Here is a 25365-nt window from a genome sequence, read left to right on the forward strand (position 1 = left end):
GTTCGATGTCACGCCAATGTAGAGCGTCCCGTTTCTTTGACTGGCCAGCAAATACACAGCCGGAGCCATCATTCCGCCTTCTCGCCGATATTACCGCTCCTCTCGTCATTCCCGCAAAAGCGGCAATCCCGTTTTTGATGTTGCTTTTTTTGCATTGCCGATTTCTGATGAATTTACGTCGCCACAATCACCCGCACGGCATCAAGCCGCAGGTTACTGGATTTCAGTGCATTGGTCAGTTGTTGCAGTTGTTGTTCAAAGAATTGAATTTCTTCGTCGCGCACGTTCGGGTTCACTTGTTGCAAGGCTTTGAGACGTTCGATTTCCGGGGTGAAGGTTTGCTGGATGCGCGCATCCGCTTCGGCGATGAGTTGCGGGGCTTGCGCGCTCGCTTGCTGTTCGCTCGCGGTCAATAATTCGCGGATCGCGTCTTCTTTCAGTTGAATCACCTGCTTGGCGATGCCGGTCGCGACCGGTTGCAGGTGCTGATTGATCGCATTGTGGTTGAGGTGCGGATAGTCGCCGTTGCCTTGTTCATCCAATAAAATGCGGATTACCGCAGGCGGCAGGTAGCGGTTGCTTTGTTGTACGTTGTGCCCGCTTGCTTCGAGCACAAACAGCGTTTCCAGCAGCAAGGTGCCGGGTTGTACTTGTTTGTGTTTCAGCGCCACCACCACGGCGTTACCGCTTTCGTGGCTCAGAATCCGTTCCATCGCGTGCGTGACCATCGGGTGTTCCCACGTCAGGAAGTGCATATCCTCATTGGCCAGTGCGACATCGCGTGAATAGGTGATGACCGAGCCTTCGTCCATCAAGCCGGGAAACGGCATGCTCATGTGTTCGCTCGGCTCGATCAAATAACTGCCGGTACGGTGGTCTTCGATATGCACGCCGCAACAATCGAACACCGTTTCCATATATTCCGGCAGCACTGGATCGTCATCCTGCGTGTGCGCGGCTTGCGTGAGCTGTTCCGCCGCGCTAGGCCGGAACGAGTTGTATTCGAGCAACTTATCGCGCCCGCGCTCGAGTGCTTCGTTCAATGCCTGATGCGCCGTTTGCGTGATACCGATTAATCCGGTCAGCGCTTCCGCCTGGGTTTGGCGTTGATGCAGCGCGGCGATGAGCGGGTCTTCCACTTTTACAAACACGGTTTGACCGGCTGGGCAGGTTTTTTCGAACGCATTCAAACCTTCATGGTACCAATGGAACATTACCGCCAGCGCGCTGTTCTCCAGATAGGGCACATGGATTTGAATGGTTTCCGTCTGGCCGATGCGATCCAAGCGGCCAATGCGCTGTTCCAGCAAATCGGGATTGAGCGGCAGATCGAACAGCACGAGATGATGCGCAAACTGGAAATTGCGGCCTTCGCTGCCGATTTCCGAGCAGATCAGCACCTGACCGCCGGTTTCCTTATCGGCAAAGAACGCTGCGGCGCGGTCGCGCTCAATCAAACTCATGCTCTCGTGAAATACCGGAATAAATTGCCCGGTCGATTGTTTCATCGCTTGCGCCAGATCGCGTGCGGTTTGCGCATTGGCGGCGATGACCAGCACTTTTTCCGGTTTCACGCGCTTGAGCGTGGCAATCAGCCAATTCACGCGCGGGTCGATTTCGGTCCAGTACGGTTGATCCTCTTCGCATGGCACTTGGTAGATCAGTTCCGGGCATAGCAGCAATTGCGGTTTGGATAACGGCGTGGTTTCAAACGTCACCAGGCTTGGCAGGTATTCCGCCGGTAACGGCAGCAGACTGGCCACCAGTTTGCGTTCGGGAAATCCTTTGACCGCCGCACGGGTGTTGCGGAACAGGATGCGCCCGGTGCCGTGCCGGTCGAGCAATAATTCCGCCAGCTTAATCCGGGCTTGCTGGTTTTGCAGCTCCGCCAGCAATGTTTGCGCTTGGGTTGGGTCGAGCACGTCCGCGATGAGCTGACGCGTGTCATCGTTTAATGTCCGGCCTTCGAGCAAGGCTTCTACCGCTTTTGCGATCGGTTCGTACGATTGCTCCTCGATGATAAACTCGGAAAAACTGCTGAAGCGGTGCGGGTCGAGCAGACGCAGGCGGGCGTAGTGGCTGGCTTTACCCAATTGCTCCGGGGTCGCGGTCAATAGCAGCACCCCCCGCGTGCGCATGGCCAGTTGCTCAATCATGGCGTATTGCGGGCTGGCGGCTTGTGGCGACCAGTGCAAATGATGCGCTTCGTCGACCACCAGCAAATCCCAGCGGCCTTCCAGCGCTTGCTGAAAGCGCTTCGGATTTTGCCGCAGAAAATGCTGGCTGCACAGCACCAATTGCTCGCTTTGAAACGGATTTTCGCCTTGCTGATCTTTTCCGCCTTCTTCGTCTTCGTCGCTTTCTTCCAGCGACAAACAGCGCGCTTCGTCAAAAATACTGAATTGCAAATTGAAACGCCGCAACATTTCCACCAGCCATTGGTGAATCAAGGTTTCCGGAACTACGATGAGCACGCGCTCGGCGCGCTCGGTCAGCAATTGCTGGTGCAAAATCAGCCCGGCCTCGATGGTTTTCCCCAGGCCCACTTCGTCAGCCAGCAGAACACGCGGCGCATAACGGCGCGCAACTTCGTGCGCGATATAGAGTTGGTGCGGAATCAGATTGGTGCGGGTACCTACCAACCCATACAGCGGTTTGTTTGCCAGTTGGTTGCGTATCAACAAAGATTGATAGCGAATCTGAAACCATTTATCTCGATCAAATTGACCCGCAAACAAACGTTCCGATGGGCGATTCAGTTGCAGGTGATGCGCTAACTGTGCTTCGGCCAGTTCAATCCGGCCGCCTCCTTCGCGCTCGCCTAAGTAGACAATTAAACCATCACGCTCATTAACACGAATGACTTTCAATGGAATACCGTCATGACTGCTGATGCTATCGCCTGCTTTGAAAATAACACGCGTTAGCGGTGCAGAAAGCTTGGCGTAGGAGCGGGTTTCGCCCGCTGCCTTAAAGCTGATACTGACAATCCGGTGTTCAACAGTTTGAACAGTACCAAGACCCAATTGCAAATCAGCATCACAAATCCAACGCTGACCGGGCTTAAAATCGTGCATGTATTAATTTGTGATCAGAAAGGAGCAGTATAGTAATAGAAAATGGTAAGAAATATTACTATTTCTTGAGTTTGGTTAGATTCAATAAAAGGAGCAGAAGTAGGAATGCGAGAAGCCGGTTGATAATCACCTGCTAAGGTAACAAGGCGTGTGGAAAAATTTTAGCCGATTAACTTTCTAAAGTTTAGAAAGTTAATCGGCTCTAAGAAACATTGAATGACATGCCACAAAAATACTATGGTCAAATTATTTGATTAAAAATTCAGGAACAAATTAGCTACAAAATTATGCATCATTTGATCAGCACGAGCGCTATGCGGTCTGTTGATGAATTGGTTCATGTAACCCACTTCAACGGTAGCAAACTGATTGACTTTATAACCCAGTCCAACGAAGGCACGGTTCTGATCGTAGCCACGGGAAATAAAAGCAGGATTATCAACGGTATTCATGGCGATAAACAATTCACTTTGAACGATAAAACTAAGATTTGGATCTATTGTTGGCATTGGAACCGCTAGCTTAACTAATTGGCGGAATCGATGACCTACATCATCATTACCAGCAATGGGCGCATTATGGTCGAAGAATCGTTGCTCAAAACGGCTTCGTGTCGACAACCTGCCGAATGAAAAATTATCAGCCCAAGTCACTTGTTGCCAAATCCGGTGCTCATTAAATGGACGCGCCGCTAGCGGTTCAGCTGTGGGTGCCCACGCATAACCTGCCCACACAACAATTTTATCAGTGACCGCATATCCTAAACCGGGACGTATTAGGGATTGAGTAAATTGAGTGGCATCATTACCAAAACGTCCCTGTCCTTCCATCCACCATCTGAATTTTTTCAAGTCAGGATTCTGAGGATTTATGAAACCAAAATTACCCAGTGCTGTCGCATTTCCCCATACTTGAAAATCTTCTACGGTATTGTCTGCAACAGCTGGATTACTAAAAGCCAAACCAAGCGCTGCCAATGTAATAAATTTGTTTATTTTCTTAAACATGCAATCTCCTTTTCAAATTAATTTGATTCCGTAAAACAGTTAGTAAATGTATTCTGAATACAGCATGCATCAACTCACGTAGTATTGATTGTTAGTAGCTGCTTACTCTATCTTTTCAAAAAACACGCCATTCTTTCACTAATAAATCGATATCGTTCTTATTACGCTGTCGCGCACATTAGCATAGTAATTGTCAAGAAAGTGTCAAGAAAAACAACTATCATGAGTGGTGTTATTACAGCTAATTCTAATTAAGATTTAAGAACCTAAGTTAAGAATTAAGAAATTCTGATCATATTTTTATTGCGTCAGCGCGCACACTAGCATGCCAAATGTTAAGAAATTGTAAAGAAAAAGAATGGCATCAAAGAAATAACAGCCAGCGTTGTTTTTTTAGCTAAAAATCCCTTGATTATTGAAGAAGATTCAATTTTATGATGGCTGCGATTTTGTTGAATTTCGTAACAATACCGAGCATCTCTTATAGATGAAGCGTATAAGAAATCAATCCGTACTGATTAATAGATTTTAAAAAACATTTGTTTGACAAGTTGTCACATTAGTAGGTATGTTAGGTCAGCTAAATTGTGAAGCTTGATTAATATTTCTTAAGGGTGCTTCTAAAAACTCAAAGCTCTAAACTACACGAGGCACGAGAAAAAATGGTTACGCAGCATATGTTTGATATGTAAGGAAACTTTTTTCAAGTAACAAAGTATTGTGACGAAATTTGGATTTTTAGAAGTGCCCTTAAATAACAATTTATATATAGATCTTGGGTCGAGATCTTTCTCGATATTATTTGAACTAAAACGAACTGGAGTTATAAAATGAAAAAATTAAATTTTGCATTAACACTATCGGCGCTGCTTATATTAGCCGGTTGTGGCGCTAGTAAAGACTATACCCCGCCAGCCGGCGCGACTGGTGAACAGATCTTTAGCACGGCTTGTACCGAATGCCATAAACCTTTAAGTGCAAACGTTGCCATGATACTCAGTGAGAAAGTTGCCAATAAGGATGCGGTTATCAAGAAATTTCAATCGGGAAGTATGAGAATGCCCGCATTCAAGAATATTCAGGGCGAGGCTGCAGATCGTTTAGCGGAATATGTTTTAACTAACAGCGAAGTCAAATAATTTTTTCTTGCCTGGGAATCCCAGCGGATCGCCCAGGCAAAATAAATTCATAGGAGCATCGAGTTATTTCTGCGCTGCTGATTGGCGCGCAAATATTTATCAAAAACTCCGCAAGTACTGCTCAGTAGCAACTGCCCCATAGCTGTCACAACGATCTCATCATCATCTAATGTTATCAAACCAGCTTGCTCATACACTAAAAGCTCGGTTAACTCTGTTGCAAAGTAGTGCTTGAACTCAATTGGAAAATAAATTTCCACTGATTCAAATGAGAGTACTGAATGACAAATCAGTGCTTGCATCACGGAACGCCGTATCAGATCATCGGCACTTAATTCAATGCCTCGTAAAATGGGTAGGATATTTCGATCCAGTTTGTCATAGTATTGCAGAAGATCACAATGATTCTGATTTAAGGTTGGACCAATGCATCCAATTCCAGATAGACCTAATGCAATACGATCACCATCAGGATGAATTGAATATCCTTGCAAACCATAATGAAGCCCACCTTGCCGCTGCGCTATGATCAATTGGTCGTCGCGCTTGGCAAAAAGATTCATGCCAATATGGCTATAACCGGCATCTGTTAATCGAGCAATTGCAAACAACAGCATCTCAAGCCGGGTTTCTGTATCGGGTAAATCTTCTTGATTGATGTTTCGCTGGGGCTTGAATTTTTCCGGTAAGTGCAGATAATTAAATAAGTTTATTTGATTTGGGCTCGCAGAAATGATTCTTCCCAAGGTGTATTCAAACTTCTTTACAGTTTGTTTCGGTAATCCGTAAATCAATTCAATTCTGACCGTTTTAAAACAGGCATGTTGCGCGTCACCTATGGCACGCAACGTAGTATCTTCTGTTTGTAGGCGTTGTATGGATTGCTGTACCAGATAGTCAAAATCCTGAACACCAATAATCGCGCAATTAAATCCCATTTCATTCAATGACTGAAGAGAAACAGGCGTAATTTGCCGTGAATCAATCTCTATACAATATTCTCCCTCTTCTACCAAATTAAAATTTTGGCGGATTTCTTTCATAATGTCACTTAACTGAGTATCACTCAGGAGGGTTGGGGTTCCTCCTCCAAAATATAATTGCTCAACTTTTGGGTCGTCTTTGAGAAATTGTCCTTGAAGTCTAATTTCGTGTACCAAGTAATCAAGATATATTTTTATGTCATCATCATTGGGAATGATCTGATTAGAATGGCAATAAAAACATAAAGAAGTGCAAAATGGAATATGCACATACAACGATAAGGGGCGGCGCAAGTGTCCCGATTTGCGATTACTCAGCCAGGATGAATAGGCGTGTGCATCAAATGCTTCAAAAAAATAATCTGTGCCTGGATACAGACGATAGTCAGAATAATTGCCCCCAAAACGGCGAATAAGATCTGAATTGATTTTAGACAAATCAGAAGATAGGCCGGAAAAAAACAATGGATGCACTGGGGATCTCACTTTGTGAAGAATGTAGCCTAAAGAAAATTGGATCAAATAACATCACGCGCCGACCACCCCGCTCAATCACACATCTATTCACAACGCAATGTCAAAAAAGAATATCTACTTTTTAATAAAATCGGTAAAATTGTAATTGAATCAAAAATATTAATTTTGATTCAGATCAATCAAAACACTGAAATGTAATTCTCTAAAAATGTAATTCCCTACGTTCGGAAAATACTTTGCTTCACAATACTCCACTTCGTAATCATCTTGATATCTCGCACATAAGATCAAGTTGTGCTACTTGTAGTCTGCGTGAACTATGTTTGCCGGTCGGCCTTAATGATGATGAAATTCAAGTTTTGGGTGATGTGGTAAGTCATAAACGCAAGATTCAGCGAGGCGGTTATCTGCATCACACAGGTGCAAAATTCCAATCATTATTTGCTATTCGTAGCGGATTTCTAAAAACTTGCGTTCTTGAACAAGATGGACGGCAGCAAGTTACCGGTTTTCATATGACTGGAGAATTGCTGGGTTTGGACGCTATCAGCACAGACACACACACTTGTGATGCGATTGCTCTTGAAGATAGCGAAGTATGTGAAATTCCCTTTGCCAAATTAGAAGAAATCAGCCGAATTATCCCGTCCCTTATGCGCCATTTTCATAAAATGATGAGTCGTGAAATAGTGCGGGATCATGGCGTTATGTTGTTACTGGGCAGCATGAAAGCTGAAGAACGTTTAGCAACTTTTCTGCTGAATTTGTCGCGCCGCTTTCTTGTGCGTGGTTATTCCGAATCCGATTTCAACCTGCGTATGACTCGCGAGGAAATTGGCAGCTATCTTGGTCTTAAGTTAGAAACTGTCAGCCGTGCTTTCTCTAAATTACAAGACGAGGATATCATTACCGTTGATAATAAACACATCAGAATCAACGATATTGCCCGCTTAAGAATGAAAATGGGAAACTCATCTTGTATTACTTGAGAATTGCCAACGCCGTCTTCAAATCATAATATGGTCTTCGATCACGTTTGATATTACAGCAGTAAAGTACTCCCTCGAACTATAAACACCATCTTCATCTCTTCATTCAAATCTTGTCAGCTTGAGTAAGCATAAGAAAATGCTATAATGCAATGATAATTTGACTATCTACGTGAGAGTGCATGGTATGCAGGTCAAATTAAATTCGCACATTTGTCTAAATGCCCTAAAACAAATTAGAGCGGCTGGGATGAATGGAGGCTCAATCCTAATGGAGAATATTTATGTCATCAGTAACTATGCGTCAAATGTTGGAAGCAGGCGTTCATTTTGGGCATCAGACACGTTTCTGGAATCCGAAAATGGCGCCTTATATCTTCGGCCATCGAAATAAAATCCATATCATCAATCTAGAAAAGACCTTGGTGATGTATGAAGAAGCCATGAAATACGTGCGTCAACTATCAGCAAACAAAGGGGTTATCTTGTTTGTAGGCACTAAGCGGCAAGCACGCGATATTGTACGCGAAGAAGCAACGCGATGTGGATCCCCCTATGTGGATCAACGCTGGTTAGGCGGCATGTTAACTAATTTCAAAACCATCAAACAATCCATTAAGCGCTTACAAGATATGGAAACAATGGTTCAAGATGGGACGTTAGACAAACTTGTAAAAAAAGAAGCGCTCGATCTTCATCGAGAATTGGATAAGCTCAATAGTAGCTTAGGTGGTATCAAAGATATGAAAGGCCTGCCGGATGCGTTATTTGTTATAGATGTTGGATATCAAAAAGGCGCTATCACAGAAGCCAAGAAACTTGGCATCCCGGTAATTGGCGTTATCGATACCAATCATAATCCAGATGGATTGCAATACCTGATTCCTGGAAATGATGATTCAAGCCGGGCAATACGTTTATATGCTCGTGGCGCAGCCGATGCTGTTCTTGAAGGACGTAATCAATCTATTCAGGAAATCGTGGAAATGAGTGCAGAAGCCGAGTAAAAGACGATAATTCTGCATTTGTATTAGCATACTGGCTTTATAAATTAATAATAGCCTTTATGATAAGCATATCTTTGTCTTAATAAATATCTATATCCTATTCATAAACTAAATTTTGTATCTGGAGTAAATATGGCGGATATTACCGCAAGCATGGTAAAAGAATTGCGTGAGATGACCGGGCTTGGCATGATGGATTGCAAAAAAGCCTTGGCGGAGACTAACGGCGATATGAAAGCAGCAGAAGATCTGTTGAGAATCAAAAGTGGTGCCAAAGCAAGTAAGGCAGCAGGCCGAATCGCAGCCGAAGGTGTAATTGGTACCTATGTCTCAGCAGACGGTCAATGTGGCGCGCTGGTTGAAGTTAATTGTGAGACAGATTTTGTTGCCAGAAATGAGGACATTATTGATTTTGCCAAAAGACTGGCTGAGCTTATTGCAACAAAGAACTTGACCGAAATTTCAGCGCTCAGCGATGCGTCGTTGTCAACTGGCGAAACCATAGAGACAGTTCGCAAAGCATTGATTATGAAATTGGGAGAGAACATCAGTATTCGCCGGTGCGGACGTCACGTAACAAAAGGACAACTGGCTTATTATCTGCATGGAACCAAGATTGGCGTGATGGTAGATTATGTCGGTGGCGACGAAACATTAGGCAAGGATATCGCGATGCATATTGCCGCAAGTAAGCCGATGTGTGTATCAAAAGAGCAGGTGTCTGCAGATGTATTGGAGCATGAACGCCAGATTTATACAGCTCAGGCTGCCGAAAGTGGAAAACCAGCAAATATTATTGAGAAAATGGTTGATGGCCGCATTGCAAAATATTTAGCCGAAATAACTTTGCTAGGTCAGCCTTTTGTTAAAGATCCAGAGCAAACTATAGAAAAATTATTGGCAAAGAAATCTGCCAAAGTAAATAGTTTTACAATGTTCATCGTCGGCGAAGGAATAGAAAAGAAATCTGAAAATTTTGCAGAAGAAGTAAAGGCACAGATGGAACAAGCCAAATAAAGCAAACTACCATAATTCTCAAATTTATAATCAATGACCACTGTTACTTATAAACGTATTTTGCTAAAGCTATCCGGCGAAGCCCTAATGGGCGAAGACAAATATGGTATTAACCATACCGTAATGGGAAGAATTGTTTCTGAAATTGAAGAAGTTAGCAAACTTGGCGTTGAAATTGCAATTGTTGTAGGCGGTGGGAATATCTTTCGCGGCATGAAATCAGCCAATGATGGGCTTGAGCGTGTTACCGCAGATTATATGGGTATGTTAGCCACTGTGATGAATGCTTTAGCCCTGCAAGATGCCATGAAATTGGTTGGGCTGGTGCCGCGCATACAATCAGCTTTGCGAATCGAGCAGGTGGTAGAGCCTTATATCCGCGGACGAGCAATGCGTTATCTGAAAGATGGTAGGATAGTGATTTTTGCAGCAGGAACGGGCAATCCTTTTTTTACTACCGATACCGCAGCTGCTTTACGTGGCATGGAAATGAATGTGGATATCATGCTTAAAGCAACAAAGGTGGATGGTATTTATACCAGCGACCCAAAAATTGATTCGGATGCAACTCGTTTCCATAAATTATCTTTTGATGAAGCTATTGCCAAAAATTTGCAAGTAATGGATGCAACGGCGTTAACATTATGCCGTGATCAGAAATTGCCGCTGAATGTATTTAGTATTTTCAAGGCCGGGGCTCTAAAACGTATAATCACGGGAGAAGATGAAGGAACCTTGGTAACAATCTGATTCAAAAATAGTTAGCTTCCTGAGAACAGATGCGAAAGGAATAGATATTATGATTGCCGATGTAAAGAAATCTGCTGAACAGAAAATGCAAAAAAGCCTGGAAGCATTGAAAGTAGATTTGAGTAAAGTCAGAAGTGGCCGAGCTCATACTGGGCTATTGGATCATGTCACGGTTGATTATTATGGTGCGCAAACGCCGATTAACCAATTAGCGAATATCAATCTAATCGATGCACGCACGATTGGCGTTATCCCTTGGGAAAAGAAAATGGGCGGTGCAATTGAAAAGGCAATTCGTGAGTCTGACTTGGGTTTAAATCCGATGCCGGTGGGTGAAACTATTCGTGTACCAATGCCTGCTCTCACAGAAGAGCGGCGCCGTGATCTTATCAAAGTGGTAAAACATGAAGCGGAAGCTGTCCGTGTTGCCATGCGTAATATTCGCCGCGATGCGAATGCTCACTTAAAAGAGTTATTAAAATCCAAAGAAGTATCGGAAGATGATGAGCGTCGTGGCCAAGATGATATCCAGAAGCTTACTGACCGGTATATCACAGAGATCGATAAAGTTTTACAAGTTAAAGAAGCCGAATTGATGGCTGTTTGATATGCCTCAAGGCCCGAGCTCAACCCGAGAGATACCTGAAACAGGATCAATCCCAAAACATATCGCTATTATCATGGATGGTAATGGCCGATGGGCTCAGAATCGCTACTTACCCCGTATTGCTGGACATAAACAAGGTGTTGAAACGGTTCGTGGTATTATTAAGTCTTGCATGGAACGCAATATTTCCTATCTCACTCTATTTGCTTTTAGCAGTGAAAACTGGCGGCGCCCTACTGACGAAGTTACCTCTTTGATGCAACTTTTCCTTAGTGCTTTAGAACAAGAAATTACAAAGCTCCATGAAAATGGCATTCATTTTAAAGTAATCGGTGATTTATCAAAATTTGATCCTAAGATCATAGAATCCATTCAGATTGGCGAACAACTGACTGCCGAAAATACACGCCTCACATTTACCATAGCAGCCAACTACGGCGGCCGTTGGGATATCATGCAGGCCATGCGAAAAATGATTGTGCAATCAACGAATTTACCACTTAATTTTGAAGAAGAAAACCTGGCGCAATACCTTTCTATGAGCTATGCTCCTGAGCCGGATTTGTTTATTCGCACTGGCGGAGAATGCCGGGTCAGTAATTTTTTATTATGGCAACTTGCTTATACAGAATTATATTTTACCAATACGCTATGGCCTGACTTTGACGAACATGAACTGGAGTTAGCCATTCAATCGTATCAGGAGCGAGAGCGCCGGTTTGGTTGCACAAGCGAACAAATTCAAATGGGCATATCTGCTAAAGGATAAGAAGAAAATTTTAAATGCTTAAAGCCCGCATTCTCTCAGCAATTGTCGCATTGCCTTTATTCCTCTCGGCATTATTTTTCCTGCAAGATATTTTTTGGGCTACTTTGTTACTTGCTCTGACGGTTATCGGATCCCGAGAATGGAGTCAATTGGCTAGATTTTCTGTCAGAAATACGATATTTTTTATGTTACTCACGACTTTGGCAGGTGGAGAATTATTGTTTCAATTAAGTGAATCTGTAAAAGTCGACGCCTACTCGTCAGATCCAATGTGGATATATATATTGTCAGCTGCATTCTGGATAGTATGTGCACCGTTATATCTGAAGCAGCTCTTTCTTGTTAAAAGCCCATATATCTGGATGCTAATCGGCTGGATGCTGTTGTTACCAACCTGTCTTGCGCTCTATCAGTTACGTGCTATCAGTCCATTACTTTTACTAGGCTTTATGGCAACCATCTGGATTTCCGATACAGCAGCTTATTTTACCGGACGATCGTTTGGCAAGCACAAACTTGCGCCCACTATTAGTCCGAATAAAACTTGGGAAGGCGTCGCCGGTGCTTTAATTGCTGTATTAATTTATGGCTTGATTTGGGATTTCTGGCTTAATGAAGAATCTTTAGCTGCAAAGTTGCTACCACTGCTGTTATTGATGGCCATATTAGGCATCATCGGTGATTTGTACGAATCATTGATAAAACGCTATGCCAATGTCAAGGATAGCGGAAATATTCTGCCAGGGCATGGTGGAATACTGGATCGGATTGATGCTTTGACTTCTTCACTGCCATTCGCCATATTGGCACTACTTATTTTTTATTCGCCTGATTTATGAAAACTGTCCGCCAAATAACGATACTCGGCTCCACCGGCAGCATTGGAGAGAGCACACTGGATGTGATAGCACGCCACCCTAACCGCTTTCGGGCATTTGCATTAACTGCCAATCAAAATGTTGAAAAAATGCTCTCGCAATGCCAACGCTTCCAGCCGCGTTATGCGGTAATGCTGGATAGAGACAGTGCGGAGCAATTGGCCAACGCAATTCAGGCAGCCAGGATAGATACCGAAGTATTATCGGGTATTGAATCATTGGAAAAGGTAGCTTCTCTTCCTGAAGTGGATGCTGTGATGGCAGCAATTGTAGGTGCTGCCGGTATTCGTCCAACATTTGCTGCGGCTCGAACCGGGAAACTTGTATTGCTTGCCAATAAAGAGACTCTGGTGATGGCCGGACGTATTTTCATGGATCTGGTCAAACAAAACAACGCAACACTGCTACCTATCGATAGCGAACACAATGCAATTTATCAATCTCTACCACACCATTTCAATGGTAACTTATCCACGAACGGCATCAGCCGCATACTACTCACTGCTTCGGGTGGACCATTTCGGTGTACACCGTTAGCTACGCTGGAAAAAGTAACGCCAGAACAGGCCTGTGCGCACCCCAATTGGGACATGGGACAGAAGATTTCTGTCGACTCTGCCACCATGATGAATAAAGGATTGGAAGTAATTGAAGCGCATTGGTTGTTTGATGCACCTCCAGATAAAATTCAGGTCGTAATTCATCCACAAAGTGTGATTCATTCGATGGTTGCCTATGTCGATGGCTCTGTCATAGCGCAATTGGGTAATCCTGACATGCGTACTCCAATTGCGCACGCGATGGGTTATCCCGAACGGATAGAAAGCGGAGTGCCCGCTTTAGATATGTTCAAAGTTGCGCATCTTGATTTTGAGGAACCTGATTTTAAAAGATTTCCATGCCTGGGATTAGCCTACCAAGCGCTTGCGTCAGGCGGAAATATGCCTGCAGTACTCAATGCCGCAAATGAGATTGCTGTAGAATCCTTTCTTAAAGAACGCATGAAGTTTACTGCCATCCCAGCTATGATTGAACATGTTATGCAAACAGTACAACAAGAAGATATGACAACATTAGAGGATGTATTGAAAACAGACACTCTGGCTCGCGACGTAGCACGCGAGTGGCTTGCAAATCTGCAGTAAAAAGTGAGAAAAACTGCCTGCCATGACTCGATTTAATTTTTCATTGATAATGATAGTATCGTGCAGTTAAAATCTTCCCATAGACGCACTTTTCACGTACTTCCCTGATATGACAATAGCTTATACTATCATTTCTTTCATTATTGCCTTAGGCATACTGATTACATTTCATGAATTTGGTCATTATCTGGTAGCACGCTGGAATGGCGTAAAAGTATTACGGTTCAGCATCGGTTTTGGCCAACCCATTTTCCGCAAGCGTTTGGGAAAAGACAAAACAGAATGGGTCATTGCAGCCATTCCACTGGGCGGCTATGTCAAGATGCTGGATGAGAATGAAGGAAAAGTAGCGCATGAAGATTTACCCCGCGCATTTAACCGTCAACCGGTAGCACGCCGTTTTGCCATTGTTGCAGCTGGTCCCATTGCCAATTTTTTGCTAGCTATTATCTTATACTGGCTACTCTTCATTCTAGGTGTGAATGGGATGAAACCAGTGCTTGGTCCAATAGAGCCCGCCTCTCCTGCTGCGTATGCAAATTTTGAGCAAGGTGAAACCATTGTCACTATCGAGAACGAATCGGTTGCCAGTTGGCAAGATGCTCGTTGGACCTTATTACGCTATGCCATTGATCAATCAGCAAACGTAAAAGTACAAACCATTAATAAAAATGGCGAAATCAATTGGCGGCAACTGGATTTAAGTCATATTGACCCGGATAAGCTCAATGAAAATTTCCTAGGAATTGTCGGTCTTAGCAGCTATCAACCTATTCTGAAGCCGGTTATCGGACAAGTAGTTGCCGATGGTGCTGGTCAGCATGCCGGTTTGTTAGCAGGCGATGAAATTTTAGCTGTCAATGATACTGAAACTCATACCTGGATGGACTTTGTTCAACAGATACGCACAAACCCGGAGAACACCCTGGAGCTAGATATTTTGCGTAATAATCAAGTCATATTAATTGCCATTACACCGGAGAAAACTACAGAAAATGGCAAGCAAGTGGGTAAGATCGGCGTAGCACCCGTGGTTAATCAGTCCGAATTTGAAGAATTGCTTGTCACAGTCAGCTATCCTCCCGGCAAAGCATTCCAGAAAGCTATTGAGAAGACTTGGGAAACAACCATACTGACATTACAAATGTTATCCAAAATGATTACCGGCGATGTATCTTGGAAGAATATCAGCGGGCCGATTTCAATTGCCGACTATGCCGGTCAATCTGCGCAGATTGGATTGGTATCCTATCTGGCATTTCTTGCGCTGATCAGTGTCAGTATCGGTGTTCTGAACTTACTGCCAATCCCAATTCTAGATGGCGGGCATTTAATGTATTATCTTATTGAAATAATTAAAGGAAGCCCTCTTTCTGACAAAACTATTTTGATTGGGCAAAAAATCGGTTTAACCTTGCTGTTTACACTCATGACATTTGCCATCTATAACGATATTAATCGGCTTATTACTGGTTAGATAATGAAATTCCGGTATTTTGTAGCACTTGTCAGCTTCTTTTATGCTTTCTCATCCTGGGCCGGCGATTCTTTCATTGTTAAGGATATTCGCGTTGAAGGCATACAACGCACTGAGGCCGGTACGGTATTCAGCTATCTTCCTGTTAAAGTAGGCGATACACTTGATGAAGAAAAGGCAACAGAAGCGATCAAGGCACTCTATGCAACCGGATTCTTCAAAGACGTAAAATTAAAATCTGAGAATGGCGTTCTAATCGTAGAAGTTGAAGAACGACCGGCTATCGCACAAATTAGTATTAATGGTGCAAAAGAGTTTGAGAAAGATAAACTGCTAGAAGGCTTAAAACAAGCCGGCATATCGGAATCGCGTATTTTCAGCCGCTCGCTTTTGGACAGAGCCGAACAAGAATTAAAACGCCAATATATCAGCCGAGGAAAATATGCCGTCAAAATCACGACAACGACTACCCCATTGGAACGTAATCGTGTTGCAATTAATTTTGATATCAGTGAAGGCCGGACAGCCAGAATTAAGAAAATAAATTTTGTCGGTAACGAAAAATTTAAAGATCGTGAGTTACGCGGTTTACTTGTCCTCCGGAAACCTGACTTATTAAGCTGGTTCACCAAAAATGATCAGTATTCAAAACAGAAATTATCCGCCGATTTAGAGACACTCCGGTCTTATTATCTTGATCGAGGTTATCTCGAATTTAATATTGAATCCACTCAAGTTTCCATAACGCCAGACTTGCGCGATATCTATATCACGATCAATATTACCGAAGGTGCCCAATACACAGTTTCCGATATTAATGTAGCCGGAGAACTCTTAGTGCCGGAAGAAGAGATACGTAAACTGATATTACTAAAGGCTGGAGAAGTATTTGCACGCCAAAAATTGACCGAATCCACTAAATTAATTACCGACCGCTTAGGTGATGACGGCTATGCATTTGCCAATATCAATGCATCACCGGAATTGGATCACGAAAAACGGCAAGTGGCATTTACATTCTTTATTGATCCAGGCCGACGTGTCTATATCCGACGTATCAACCTTACCGGCAATGATCGTACGCGCGACGAGGTGATACGTCGTGAGTTTCGTCAAATGGAAGGTGCTTGGCATTCCACTAAAAATATTAACATTTCCAGACAACGCGTTGACCGATTATTTTTCTTTAACAGTGTTAATGTGGAAACGCCCGCTGTGCCCAATAAAACCGATCAGGTGGATATCAATGTCAAAGTAGAAGAAAGACCAACCGGATCAATCATGTTTGGTGCAGGGTATTCTGATCGTCAAGGCATAATTTTGAACGGCTCAATTTCACAGAACAATATTTTTGGTACCGGTAACTTTTTTAGCCTTGATGTCAATACAGGCGCCATTAACAAAACCTATGCCGCTTCATTTACCAATCCCTATTTTACAGTAAACGGAGTAAGTCTCGGCTTTGATGTCTACAAACGTGACCTGGATACACGGCCCCTATCCCGTGTCGGTACATTCAAAACCGAAACTGTCGGTGCAGGTGTCCGGCTCGGCATACCGATCGCTGAAAATGATATCGTATCTATAGGTCTGGCAGCAGAAAATACAGTGCTAGGCGTTTTTGCTGACAGCCCGCAACGCAATAAAGATTTCGTTACCGAGTTTGGAAAATCGACCAACAATTTTCCACTCACGCTCAGTTGGGCACGTGATCGCCGTGACAGTGCTATTTGGACCACTTCAGGAACAACGCACCGGCTATTTGGTGAAGTCAGTGTACCCGGCGGAGATTTGGATTATTATAAAATAAGTTACCATCAGAAATGGTTCTACCCAATTACAGATAATCTTACTCTGATGCTGAATGGTGAATTTGGGTACGGGGACGGGTATACCGGACGTTCACTGCCTTTTTTCAAGAACTTCTTTGCCGGGGGTAATAATTCCGTGCGGGGCTATGATTTGAATTCCTTGGGTCCTCGCGATGATAGAAATCTTTCATTAGGCGGCAGCAAGCGCGTAGTCGGCAATATCGAAGTGCTCTTCCCAGTTCCCTTCATGAAAGAGGATAGATCACTTCGTTTAAGCGCATTCATAGATGGCGGTACTGTATTTGCAAGAAATATTGACCTTAATTTAATACGTTATTCGGCTGGCATTGCGCTCACTTGGGTTTCGCCGATGGGGCCACTGAAAGTCAGTATTGCCGAACCCTTGAACGACCAGCCTGTTGATAGATTGCAAGCTTTCCAATTTATGTTTGGGCAACAATTCTAAAATTAGTTGAGATCCTATCCAGTGAATGGTCTAAAACGAATCGATCAGTGGGGCACTATGGTTATAGTTTTTATAACCATAGTATCAATCAATTTACCCGTTATGGTTTTTGCCGGGGATGTCAAAATAGGCGTGGTAAATACAGAGAAAATTTTGCGCGAATCCTTGCCGGCAATTCAGGCACAGAAAAAAATAGATCAGGAATTTGTGCCGCGTGATGAAGATATCAAGAAAATGGCTGTTCAAGCCAAAACATTGCAAGACAAGCTTGAAAAAAACAGCACCGCCATGGAAGAAACCGAACGGCGTAATTTAGAAAGAAATCTTGCCAATCTGAGTCGTGAATATCAACGCGCGCAAAGGCAAATGCGAGAAGACTTAAATGTACGCCAGAATGAAGAATACAGTGTCATTTTGGAACGAACCAATCGAGCGATCAGCAAAATTGCTGAAACAGAAAAATATGATCTGATATTGCAGCTCCAGGATTCCGTTTACAGAAGTCAACGTATTGATATTACAGATAAAGTTATTAATGTGCTTGAAAATGAATAGGAAAAAATACAATGCATTCTGTTCCAGTGCCCTCACTAAATATCTTGGATTAAAAGGAAAATAGTATGAATTCCATGAATATTCACGAAATCTTAAAATACCTGCCGCATCGCTACCCGCTTTTATTGGTGGACAAAGTAATCTCTTACGAAGTCGGCAAGGATATCGTTGCATTAAAAAATGTTTCCATCAATGAACCATTCTTTTCGGGGCATTTCCCGCATTATCCGGTCATGCCGGGGGTCCTGATTGTTGAGGCTTTAGCTCAGGCTGCAGCCATTCTGACGATGAGAACGGTAGATACAATCAACAAAGACGATACAGTTTATTATTTTGTCGGAATAGACGGTGTTCGTTTTAAAAAACCCGTGATGGCTGGTGATCAATTAATTCTTAAGGTTGCCATAGAACGGCAAATAAAGGGGCTATGGAAATATTCAGCCCGCGCTGAAGTCGATGGACAGCTCGTCACTGAAGCTACGCTGATGTGCACTGCGAGAAATGTATAGCCGTTAAGCTATCAGATTGTAATTTGTATGATGCTGGTGCATATCAGCAGCACAATTAGCGGAGAAAAATATTGACACTTTCAGTGCGGTTGGTGTTATTTGCGGAGTAGACGAAGCTGGCAGAGGCCCATTAGCTGGCCCCGTTTATGCAGCGTGTGTTGTGCTCAATGCTGCCCACAAAATAGCCGGATTAGCTGATTCCAAAGAACTGAGTGAGAAAAAGCGTGAAGTGCTGGCAATCGCTATCAAAAAATATGCCGAAGCATGGGCAATTGCTTCTGCCTCGGTGCAAGAAATTGATCAGCTAAATATTCTGCAAGCAAGTTTGCTCGCGATGAAACGCGCTGTAGAAAGCTTACCTTTCGTACCGGATTTGGTGCTGGTCGATGGAAATCAGAGCCCACGGCTAAAATGCTCAGTACGCACAATCATTAGAGGTGACAGCCTGATACCCGAAATCTCAGCAGCCTCGATTTTAGCTAAGACCGCACGCGATAAAGAAATGCAAAGACTGCATGAGTGTTTTCCACTCTATGGATTTGATCAACACAAAGGGTATCCCACGAAAAAGCATTTGGCTGCATTACAAACGCATGGCGCATGTGAGATGCACCGGCAAAGTTTTGCGCCTGTCAATGCATTAAAATTTAGTAAAAAATCTTTCTAGAACAACGATAACGCCGAGCTTCGCTTATCCCAAAGCAAGGAAGAAAATCACTTTGTGGGTATAATGATCGCTATTCAATTCAGTTCTGCTAACAAATAACAACCCTGATTATTAATAATATTTAAATTTTTTAACTCACTAAACAAGGACAAACTTAGAATGCGCATTGAAAAAAATACCGTGGTTTCACTCAACTATGAATTATCAGATGACACCGGAAAAATTCTGGAGAAAACGGATACACCGATCAGTTATTTACATGGCGGCTATGGCGGCATTTTCCCTCTGGTTGAGGAAGCGCTTCATGAAATGGAAATTGGTCATTCGTGCACGGTTTCAATGGACCCGGAAGATACGTTTGGTGAATATGATGCTGAGTTAATCCGCGTCGAGCCGCGCGACTCTTTTCCTGATAATGTGGCAGTTGGCATGCATTTTGAGGGGGGAGCAGAAGGTTCAGACGACGTTATCATCTACCAAGTTACAGAAATTGCTGACGATACCGTCATTGTCGATGGCAATCATCCGTTTGCGGGCATGAGATTGATTTTTGTCTGCACAGTAACTGAAGTCCGCCCTGCCACAGCGGAAGAAATTACCCATCAGCATGTGCATGGTGAGCATGGGCATGAGCATTAAAGAAATAGCGCATTCGATTGTTCAACAGATTAACTGTTATTCGTCATATCCAGCGCTTTTTTCAATAAATAAAGCTGCTCCAGTGCTTGCCTGGGGCTGAGTTCATCCGGCGAGAGGTTTTGTAACATTGCAATCACCGGATGTTCTTGCGGAATGTCTTCTTCCGGTTCCGGAATGGAAAAGGAAAACAGATCCAACTGTGGTTCTTTCTTTACGCTTTCCTGTTCCAGTTTGATCAAGTGCTTTCTGGCCACTTTGATCACCGGCTCTGGAACACCTGCCAATGCAGCAACTTGCAAACCGTAGCTTTGACTGGCCGGACCCTCGGCTACCTTATGCAGAAAAACAATACGGTGTTTATACTCCACGGCATCCAAGTGGACATTTTGGATTTGCTTAAACTCCTCAGCCAGTTTCGTTAATTCAAAGTAATGCGTGGCAAAAAGTGTAAAGCTGCGATTTTTACTCACTAGATACCGGGCAATGGCAAACGCTAGCGCCAAGCCGTCAAACGTCGAGGTGCCGCGCCCGACCTCATCCATGAGCACCAGGCTTTGTGCGGTTGCGTTATGAAGTATATTGGCGGTTTCCGTCATTTCCACCATAAATGTGGAACGCCCGCTGGCAAGATCATCGGCAGCACCAATGCGGGTAAAGATCTGATCCAGAACACCCAGACGCACTCTTTTGGCAGGTACATAACACCCGCAATGTGCAAGCAAAGCGATCAGCGCGATTTGTCGCATGTAAGTAGATTTGCCGCCCATGTTGGGACCGGTAATTATCAACATGTGCGGTTTCCCGGTATGACCAGCACCTAACTGAACATCATTGGCAACAAAGTTTTCTACCTGACTCTCCACAACTGGGTGGCGACCCGTATCGATCTCAAAAATTTCCTCATGCGACAAATACGGCGCGGTATAGTCAAGCGCTTGCGCGCGCTCAGCAAATGCACATAAAACATCAATCTCCGCAACACTCACAGCCATTTTCTGCAACGGATGGATATACTGCAAGAGTGCATTCAGGAGTTCCTCATACAAATATTTCTCCCGTGCCAATGCGCGATCTTGTGCGGATAATGCTTTATCTTCGAAAGCTTTTAGCTCTGGCGTGATATAACGCTCAGCACTTTTTAATGTTTGTCTGCGCCGGTAATCAGTGGGAATTTTTTCACTGTGCGCATGCGTGACTTCGATATAGAAACCATGCACACGGTTATATTCCACCTTGAGATTAGGAATGCCGGTGCGTTCTTTTTCACGAATTTCCAGCTGCAACAGGAATTCACCGCAATTATTTTGCAGGGCACGCAATTCATCCAGTTCGGCATCATAACCATCGGCAATCACATTGCCTTCACGCAACACCACACCGGGTTCTTCCAGCAGAGATTTACTCAATAGCGCAACCAGAACCGGTTCAATCTGCATAGCCAGACTCAATTGACCAATTCTCTCGCTGGGACCATTTGCAATGGCTTGAATGACTTCCGGCAATAGTTTCAGGCTATCACGCAAACCCGATAAATCTCTCGGGCGCGCTGATTTAAGTGCAATGCGGGCAGTAATCCGTTCAACATCTACAAAATGCCGAAGCAGATCCCGCGCGACCCGATAATTATTCTGCTCACTTTCTCCGATTAAGGCTGCAACGCTATCGAGCCGCTTTTGTATCGCCGCATGATCCCGCAAGGGATGATGCAGCCAGTACTGCAACAAACGGCTGCCCATATTGGTTGAGCACGTATCCAATAACGACAACAACGTAGGTGAGCGTTCACCGCGTATGGTTTCGGAAATTTCCAGATTACGCCGTGTCGCAGCATCCATCCGAATATAAATACTATCCCGCTCGGCTTGTAATGATGTGATATGGAGCGCAACAGATCCTTGAGTCAGACGAGTGTATTCCAATAAGGCACCGGCGGCACATAGCGCAATCGGCAAATCCTCACAACCAAAGCCAGACAGATCATGCGTCTCAAATTGCCGCGTAAGATTACTCAGCGCGGTATCGCTATCAAACTGCCACACCGGTAATCGTTTTAACGCCCAATTTTTACCTTGCAGGTCAGCTTGTTTCAGTGATTCTGGCACTAGAATCTCTGACGGTTGCAGACGTTCCAGCTCGCTCAGCAGATTTTGTGGCGATGTCTCCATCACGCGTAATTGCCCTGCTGCCAGATTCAGCCAAGCCAATCCCAAAATCGATTCCTGCACCCACAAAGCCAATAATATGCAATCACGTTTATCCTCAAGCAGTGCCGCATCCGTCAATGTTCCAGGCGTGATGATACGGGTAACCTCCCGTGCAACAGGCCCTTTGCTGGTCGCCGGATCGCCCACCTGCTCGCAGATGGCTACGGATTCACCTGACTTGACCAGTTTTGCCAAATATTGCTCTGCCGCATGATAGGGCACTCCCGCCATTTTAATCGGCTCACCGGCAGAAGCACCCCGTTGCGTTAAAGTAATTCCTAAGAGCTTGGCCGCTTTCTCTGCATCGTCAAAAAACAACTCATAAAAATCCCCCATGCGATAAAACATCAGCATGTCGGGGTGCTGTGCCTTGATACGCAAGTACTGTTGCATCATGGGAGTATGCTGATCTTTCTCGGCTTTCATTGTGGCTCTACATCAGATTATTTACGCAGTGGAGAATACCTTATTGTGCTGCAATAATCTCATTTACTAAAGGGCACTTCTAAAAATTCAAAGCTCTAAACAAAACGAGGCGCGAGCAACAAAGTGTTGTGACGAAATTTGGATTTTTAGAGGGGCCCGGGTTATCGTTAAGAAAATTATGAATAACTCATCTTTCTCATTCCGAACGCAGTGAGGAATCTTAGCGAATCAAGAATCAACTGGATCGATTTCTCGCTATGCTCGAAATAACAGTACCGTTCGTCCTGTCGAAGGACTTAATCAGAGACTCCTTAACTTTACTCTCGATTTTTTCAACTCTTTCGTTTCTATTCGCTTCGACTATGCAATTGTCTGGCTGCATTTCGTAGGCTGTTCTTAACACCGCAGATAGTCAGTTTTTCAACTAATCTGTTAATGTTTGTAATAATAAGTAATTGACAGTACAATGTTTTTACCGTTTTTATCACAAATTCCGGCTGAGGTTTTTAGAATTAATCCGGATTGAATATTTCGTGTCATTGAAAGTAATGATATCGAAATACCTCGGTAGCGTACAAAAGCGCTACGTGTTTTTCTCTTTTTATAAGGAATCGATATCATGAGTTTCAGTATTAATTTATCCAGTCTCAATGGCAGCAATGGTTTTCGTTTGGATGGGGGTTTCGGCGGATTAGTCAGCACTGCCGGGGATGTCAACGGCGATGGGTTTGATGATGTGATTGTCGGTACTTCCGGTCCAGCTACGTAGTGTTTGGTAAAGCATCCGGTTTCGATGCCTCAATGGATTTATCTAATCTCAACGGCACTAACGGCTTTCGTCTGGATAGAGAAACATCTCTGGACATCTACTTTAATTCGATCAGCAATGCTGGGGACATCAACGGCGATGGGTTTGACGATATATTGGTGGGGGCTCATTTGCCTGATTTGTATGGCGATCCCATCTATCCCTCCGATCAGGGTTACAGTTATGTGATATTTGGCAAGTCCTCTGGGTTTAGTCCTACAATAAATTTATCCACTCTGGATGGAAGTAATGGCTTCCGCTCCTCCCCGTCTAAGTCTGCTGGTAATAGCGTCAGTAGTGCCGGAGATATTAATGGAGATGGTTTCGATGATTTCATTATTGGTGCGCCCAGTGCCCTCCGTCCCGGCGACTTCGGTGAAAGCTATATCGTATTTGGCAAGGCATCTGGTTTCAGTGCGACGATGAATTTATTCAGTTTGGATGGCAGCAATGGTTTTCGACTGTTTTCGGAATATGGCCATAACTCATTGGGTAGTTCAGTCAGCAGCGCGGGGGACATCAACGGCGATGGGTTTGATGATGTGATTGTTGGAGAACCTCACGTTTATGACCGTACCGGCTCTAGTTTCGTAATTTTCGGTAAGTCTGAGGACTTTAATGCCACGTTTGATCTTGCCAACTTAGATGGTAGCAATGGTTTTCGTTTGGATGGGGTGACAGAGGGTGATTTTTCGGGCAGCTCAGTCAGTAATGCAGGAGATGTCAATGGCGATGGGTTTGATGATTTAATTGTCGGGGCTCATGGAGCTGACCCGAGTGGCGATAGATCCGGTTCCAGTTACGTGGTGTTTGGCAAAGCATCCGGTTTCAGTGCGACGATGAATTTATCCAGTCTCAATGGCAGCAATGGTTTTCGTTTGGATGGGATGGCAACATATGATCTATCGGGCGAATCAGTCAGTACTGCCGGGGATGTCAACGGCGATGGGTTTGATGACTTGATTGTCGGTGCTTTTAGAGCTGACCCGAACGGCTCTTACTCCGGTTCTAGTTACGTGGTGTTCGGTCAAGCATCCGGTTTCACTGCTACGATGAATTTATCCAGTCTCAATGGCAGCAATGGTTTTCGTTTGGATGGGGTGACAGAGAATGATTTTTCGGGCGGCTCAGTCAGTACTGCCGGGGATGTCAACGGCGATGGGTTTGATGATTTAATTGTCAGCGCTTCGGGAGCTGGCTCCAGTTACATCATCTTTGGCCGCAGCGACTTTGGCAGTACGTTACCTGAAATTTTAGGCACACCCGGTGATGACATTCTCAAAGGCACTTCAGCAGCGGAGCATTTTAAAGCCAGTGACGGCAACGACAAACTGATCGGCCGGGGCGGCGCGGATAGCTTTGAGGGCGGTGCAGGCAATGACAAGATTCAAGTCGCTGATCTGAGTTTCGCCTCGGTCGATGGCGGCGCGGGCATTGATGTGCTGCATCTGGCCGGTACTGGCCTGAATCTGAACCTGGCAGATTCCGGCGATCGCATCAAAGATATCGAAATCATCTCCTTATACAGCCAGGGCGACCTCAATACGCTCACGCTCACGGCAGCCGATCTGCGCAATCTGTCGACTACCACCAACACCCTGAAAGTCAATGGCAATGCTGGAGGCCACATCATTGTGGAAGACAGCGGCTGGATCGACGGCGGCAACCGTGGCGGGGGCGGTTATTATCATGAGTATACGCAGGGTGATGCGGTGTTGCTGGTCGGGCAGAATTTGACGGTGGATTTTGTGGTGGCTTGATTGCAATAAGGGGCGCCTCTAATGACGTCGTGTCCCAATAGTTTTGGAATTAATCTCGATTGAATATTTCGTGTCATTGAAAATAATGATATCGAAATACCTCGGTAGCGCACCAAAGCGCTAAGGAAACGCTGAATAATTCATCGCGCAGTAGAGATCAAGCCGAATGACTATGTGATATTGCGATAATTTGCGCAA

21 protein-coding genes are annotated in these 25365 nt (G+C 44.4%); 17 read left to right on the forward strand and 4 right to left on the reverse strand.

All coding sequences use genetic code 11. The features are described 5' to 3' along the window. Positions 1 to 173 precede the first annotated feature (173 nt). Both rapA and K2P83_RS01815 read right to left on the reverse strand, forming a co-directional pair. The gene (gene rapA, locus K2P83_RS01810; RefSeq protein WP_292926166.1) at positions 174 to 3077 is read right to left on the reverse strand and encodes an RNA polymerase-associated protein RapA; all 2904 of its coding nucleotides are present in this window, start codon (positions 3075 to 3077) and stop codon (positions 174 to 176) included. Positions 3078 to 3331: 254 nt separating this feature from the next. Then, complete coding sequence (locus K2P83_RS01815; protein ID WP_292926167.1) at positions 3332 to 4084, reverse strand: DUF2490 domain-containing protein; 753 nt, start codon at positions 4082 to 4084, stop codon at positions 3332 to 3334. Between the two features lie 830 nt (positions 4085 to 4914). Here K2P83_RS01815 and K2P83_RS01820 point away from each other — a divergent pair. Further along, positions 4915 to 5223, forward strand: a complete 309-nt coding sequence (locus K2P83_RS01820) for a cytochrome c (RefSeq protein WP_292926168.1) — start codon at positions 4915 to 4917, stop codon at positions 5221 to 5223. Positions 5224 to 5270: 47 nt separating this feature from the next. Here the strand turns inward: K2P83_RS01820 and hemN are convergent, their stop codons facing one another. Next, positions 5271 to 6680, reverse strand: a complete 1410-nt coding sequence (hemN, locus tag K2P83_RS01825; protein WP_292926169.1) for an oxygen-independent coproporphyrinogen III oxidase — start codon at positions 6678 to 6680, stop codon at positions 5271 to 5273. A 239-nt stretch (positions 6681 to 6919) separates the two neighbouring features. On the opposite strand from hemN, the gene fnr reads away from it, so the two are divergent. The 14 genes from fnr to K2P83_RS01895 all read left to right on the forward strand — a co-directional run bounded on the left by fnr (position 6920) and on the right by K2P83_RS01895 (position 19969). After that, on the forward strand, positions 6920 to 7672 hold the full coding sequence (fnr, locus tag K2P83_RS01830) for a fumarate/nitrate reduction transcriptional regulator Fnr (RefSeq protein WP_292926170.1): 753 nt from the start codon (positions 6920 to 6922) through the stop codon (positions 7670 to 7672). A gap of 284 nt (positions 7673 to 7956) precedes the next feature. Further along, positions 7957 to 8679, forward strand: coding sequence for a 30S ribosomal protein S2 (gene rpsB, locus K2P83_RS01835; RefSeq protein ID WP_292926171.1), 723 nt, complete (start codon positions 7957 to 7959; stop codon positions 8677 to 8679). Between the two features lie 132 nt (positions 8680 to 8811). Next, positions 8812 to 9696, forward strand: coding sequence for a translation elongation factor Ts (tsf, locus tag K2P83_RS01840; RefSeq protein ID WP_292926172.1), 885 nt, complete (start codon positions 8812 to 8814; stop codon positions 9694 to 9696). Between the two features lie 33 nt (positions 9697 to 9729). Then, entirely contained in the window at positions 9730 to 10446 is a 717-nt protein-coding gene (pyrH, locus tag K2P83_RS01845; RefSeq protein ID WP_292926173.1) for a UMP kinase, read from the forward strand. Between the two features lie 49 nt (positions 10447 to 10495). Next, complete coding sequence (gene frr, locus K2P83_RS01850) at positions 10496 to 11053, forward strand: ribosome recycling factor (protein WP_292926174.1); 558 nt, start codon at positions 10496 to 10498, stop codon at positions 11051 to 11053. A gap of 1 nt (position 11054) precedes the next feature. Then, positions 11055 to 11822 (forward strand): polyprenyl diphosphate synthase, encoded by a 768-nt coding sequence (uppS, locus tag K2P83_RS01855; protein WP_292926175.1) that lies wholly within the window; start codon positions 11055 to 11057, stop codon positions 11820 to 11822. A 14-nt stretch (positions 11823 to 11836) separates the two neighbouring features. After that, entirely contained in the window at positions 11837 to 12661 is an 825-nt protein-coding gene (locus K2P83_RS01860; RefSeq protein ID WP_292926176.1) for a phosphatidate cytidylyltransferase, read from the forward strand. Next, complete coding sequence (ispC, locus tag K2P83_RS01865) at positions 12658 to 13845, forward strand: 1-deoxy-D-xylulose-5-phosphate reductoisomerase (RefSeq protein WP_292926177.1); 1188 nt, start codon at positions 12658 to 12660, stop codon at positions 13843 to 13845. Before K2P83_RS01860 ends, ispC begins: the two co-directional genes overlap by 4 nt. 109 nt (positions 13846 to 13954) lie before the next feature. Continuing rightward, positions 13955 to 15322: an RIP metalloprotease RseP gene (rseP, locus tag K2P83_RS01870; RefSeq protein ID WP_292926178.1), complete on the forward strand. Its 1368-nt coding sequence runs from the start codon at positions 13955 to 13957 to the stop codon at positions 15320 to 15322. Positions 15323 to 15325: 3 nt separating this feature from the next. Then, positions 15326 to 17599 (forward strand): outer membrane protein assembly factor BamA, encoded by a 2274-nt coding sequence (bamA, locus tag K2P83_RS01875; protein WP_292926179.1) that lies wholly within the window; start codon positions 15326 to 15328, stop codon positions 17597 to 17599. A gap of 57 nt (positions 17600 to 17656) precedes the next feature. After that, positions 17657 to 18154, forward strand: coding sequence for an OmpH family outer membrane protein (locus tag K2P83_RS01880; protein ID WP_292926180.1), 498 nt, complete (start codon positions 17657 to 17659; stop codon positions 18152 to 18154). A gap of 65 nt (positions 18155 to 18219) precedes the next feature. Continuing rightward, on the forward strand, positions 18220 to 18663 hold the full coding sequence (fabZ, locus tag K2P83_RS01885; protein ID WP_292926181.1) for a 3-hydroxyacyl-ACP dehydratase FabZ: 444 nt from the start codon (positions 18220 to 18222) through the stop codon (positions 18661 to 18663). Between the two features lie 70 nt (positions 18664 to 18733). Then, on the forward strand, positions 18734 to 19330 hold the full coding sequence (rnhB, locus tag K2P83_RS01890; protein WP_292926184.1) for a ribonuclease HII: 597 nt from the start codon (positions 18734 to 18736) through the stop codon (positions 19328 to 19330). Between the two features lie 159 nt (positions 19331 to 19489). Continuing rightward, complete coding sequence (locus tag K2P83_RS01895) at positions 19490 to 19969, forward strand: peptidylprolyl isomerase (RefSeq protein WP_292926182.1); 480 nt, start codon at positions 19490 to 19492, stop codon at positions 19967 to 19969. A 29-nt stretch (positions 19970 to 19998) separates the two neighbouring features. Here K2P83_RS01895 and mutS read toward each other — a convergent pair whose 3' ends face one another. Beyond that, positions 19999 to 22599, reverse strand: a complete 2601-nt coding sequence (gene mutS, locus K2P83_RS01900) for a DNA mismatch repair protein MutS (protein ID WP_292926183.1) — start codon at positions 22597 to 22599, stop codon at positions 19999 to 20001. Between the two features lie 619 nt (positions 22600 to 23218). Here mutS and K2P83_RS14290 point away from each other — a divergent pair. Then, entirely contained in the window at positions 23219 to 23368 is a 150-nt protein-coding gene (locus K2P83_RS14290; protein WP_363279298.1) for a hypothetical protein, read from the forward strand. A 32-nt stretch (positions 23369 to 23400) separates the two neighbouring features. Then, positions 23401 to 25167: a hypothetical protein gene (locus tag K2P83_RS01905; RefSeq protein ID WP_363279300.1), complete on the forward strand. Its 1767-nt coding sequence runs from the start codon at positions 23401 to 23403 to the stop codon at positions 25165 to 25167. Positions 25168 to 25365 lie beyond the last annotated feature (198 nt).

It is taken from the genome of Nitrosomonas sp. (genome assembly GCF_019752415.1).
GTDB lineage: Bacteria > Pseudomonadota > Gammaproteobacteria > Burkholderiales > Nitrosomonadaceae > Nitrosomonas.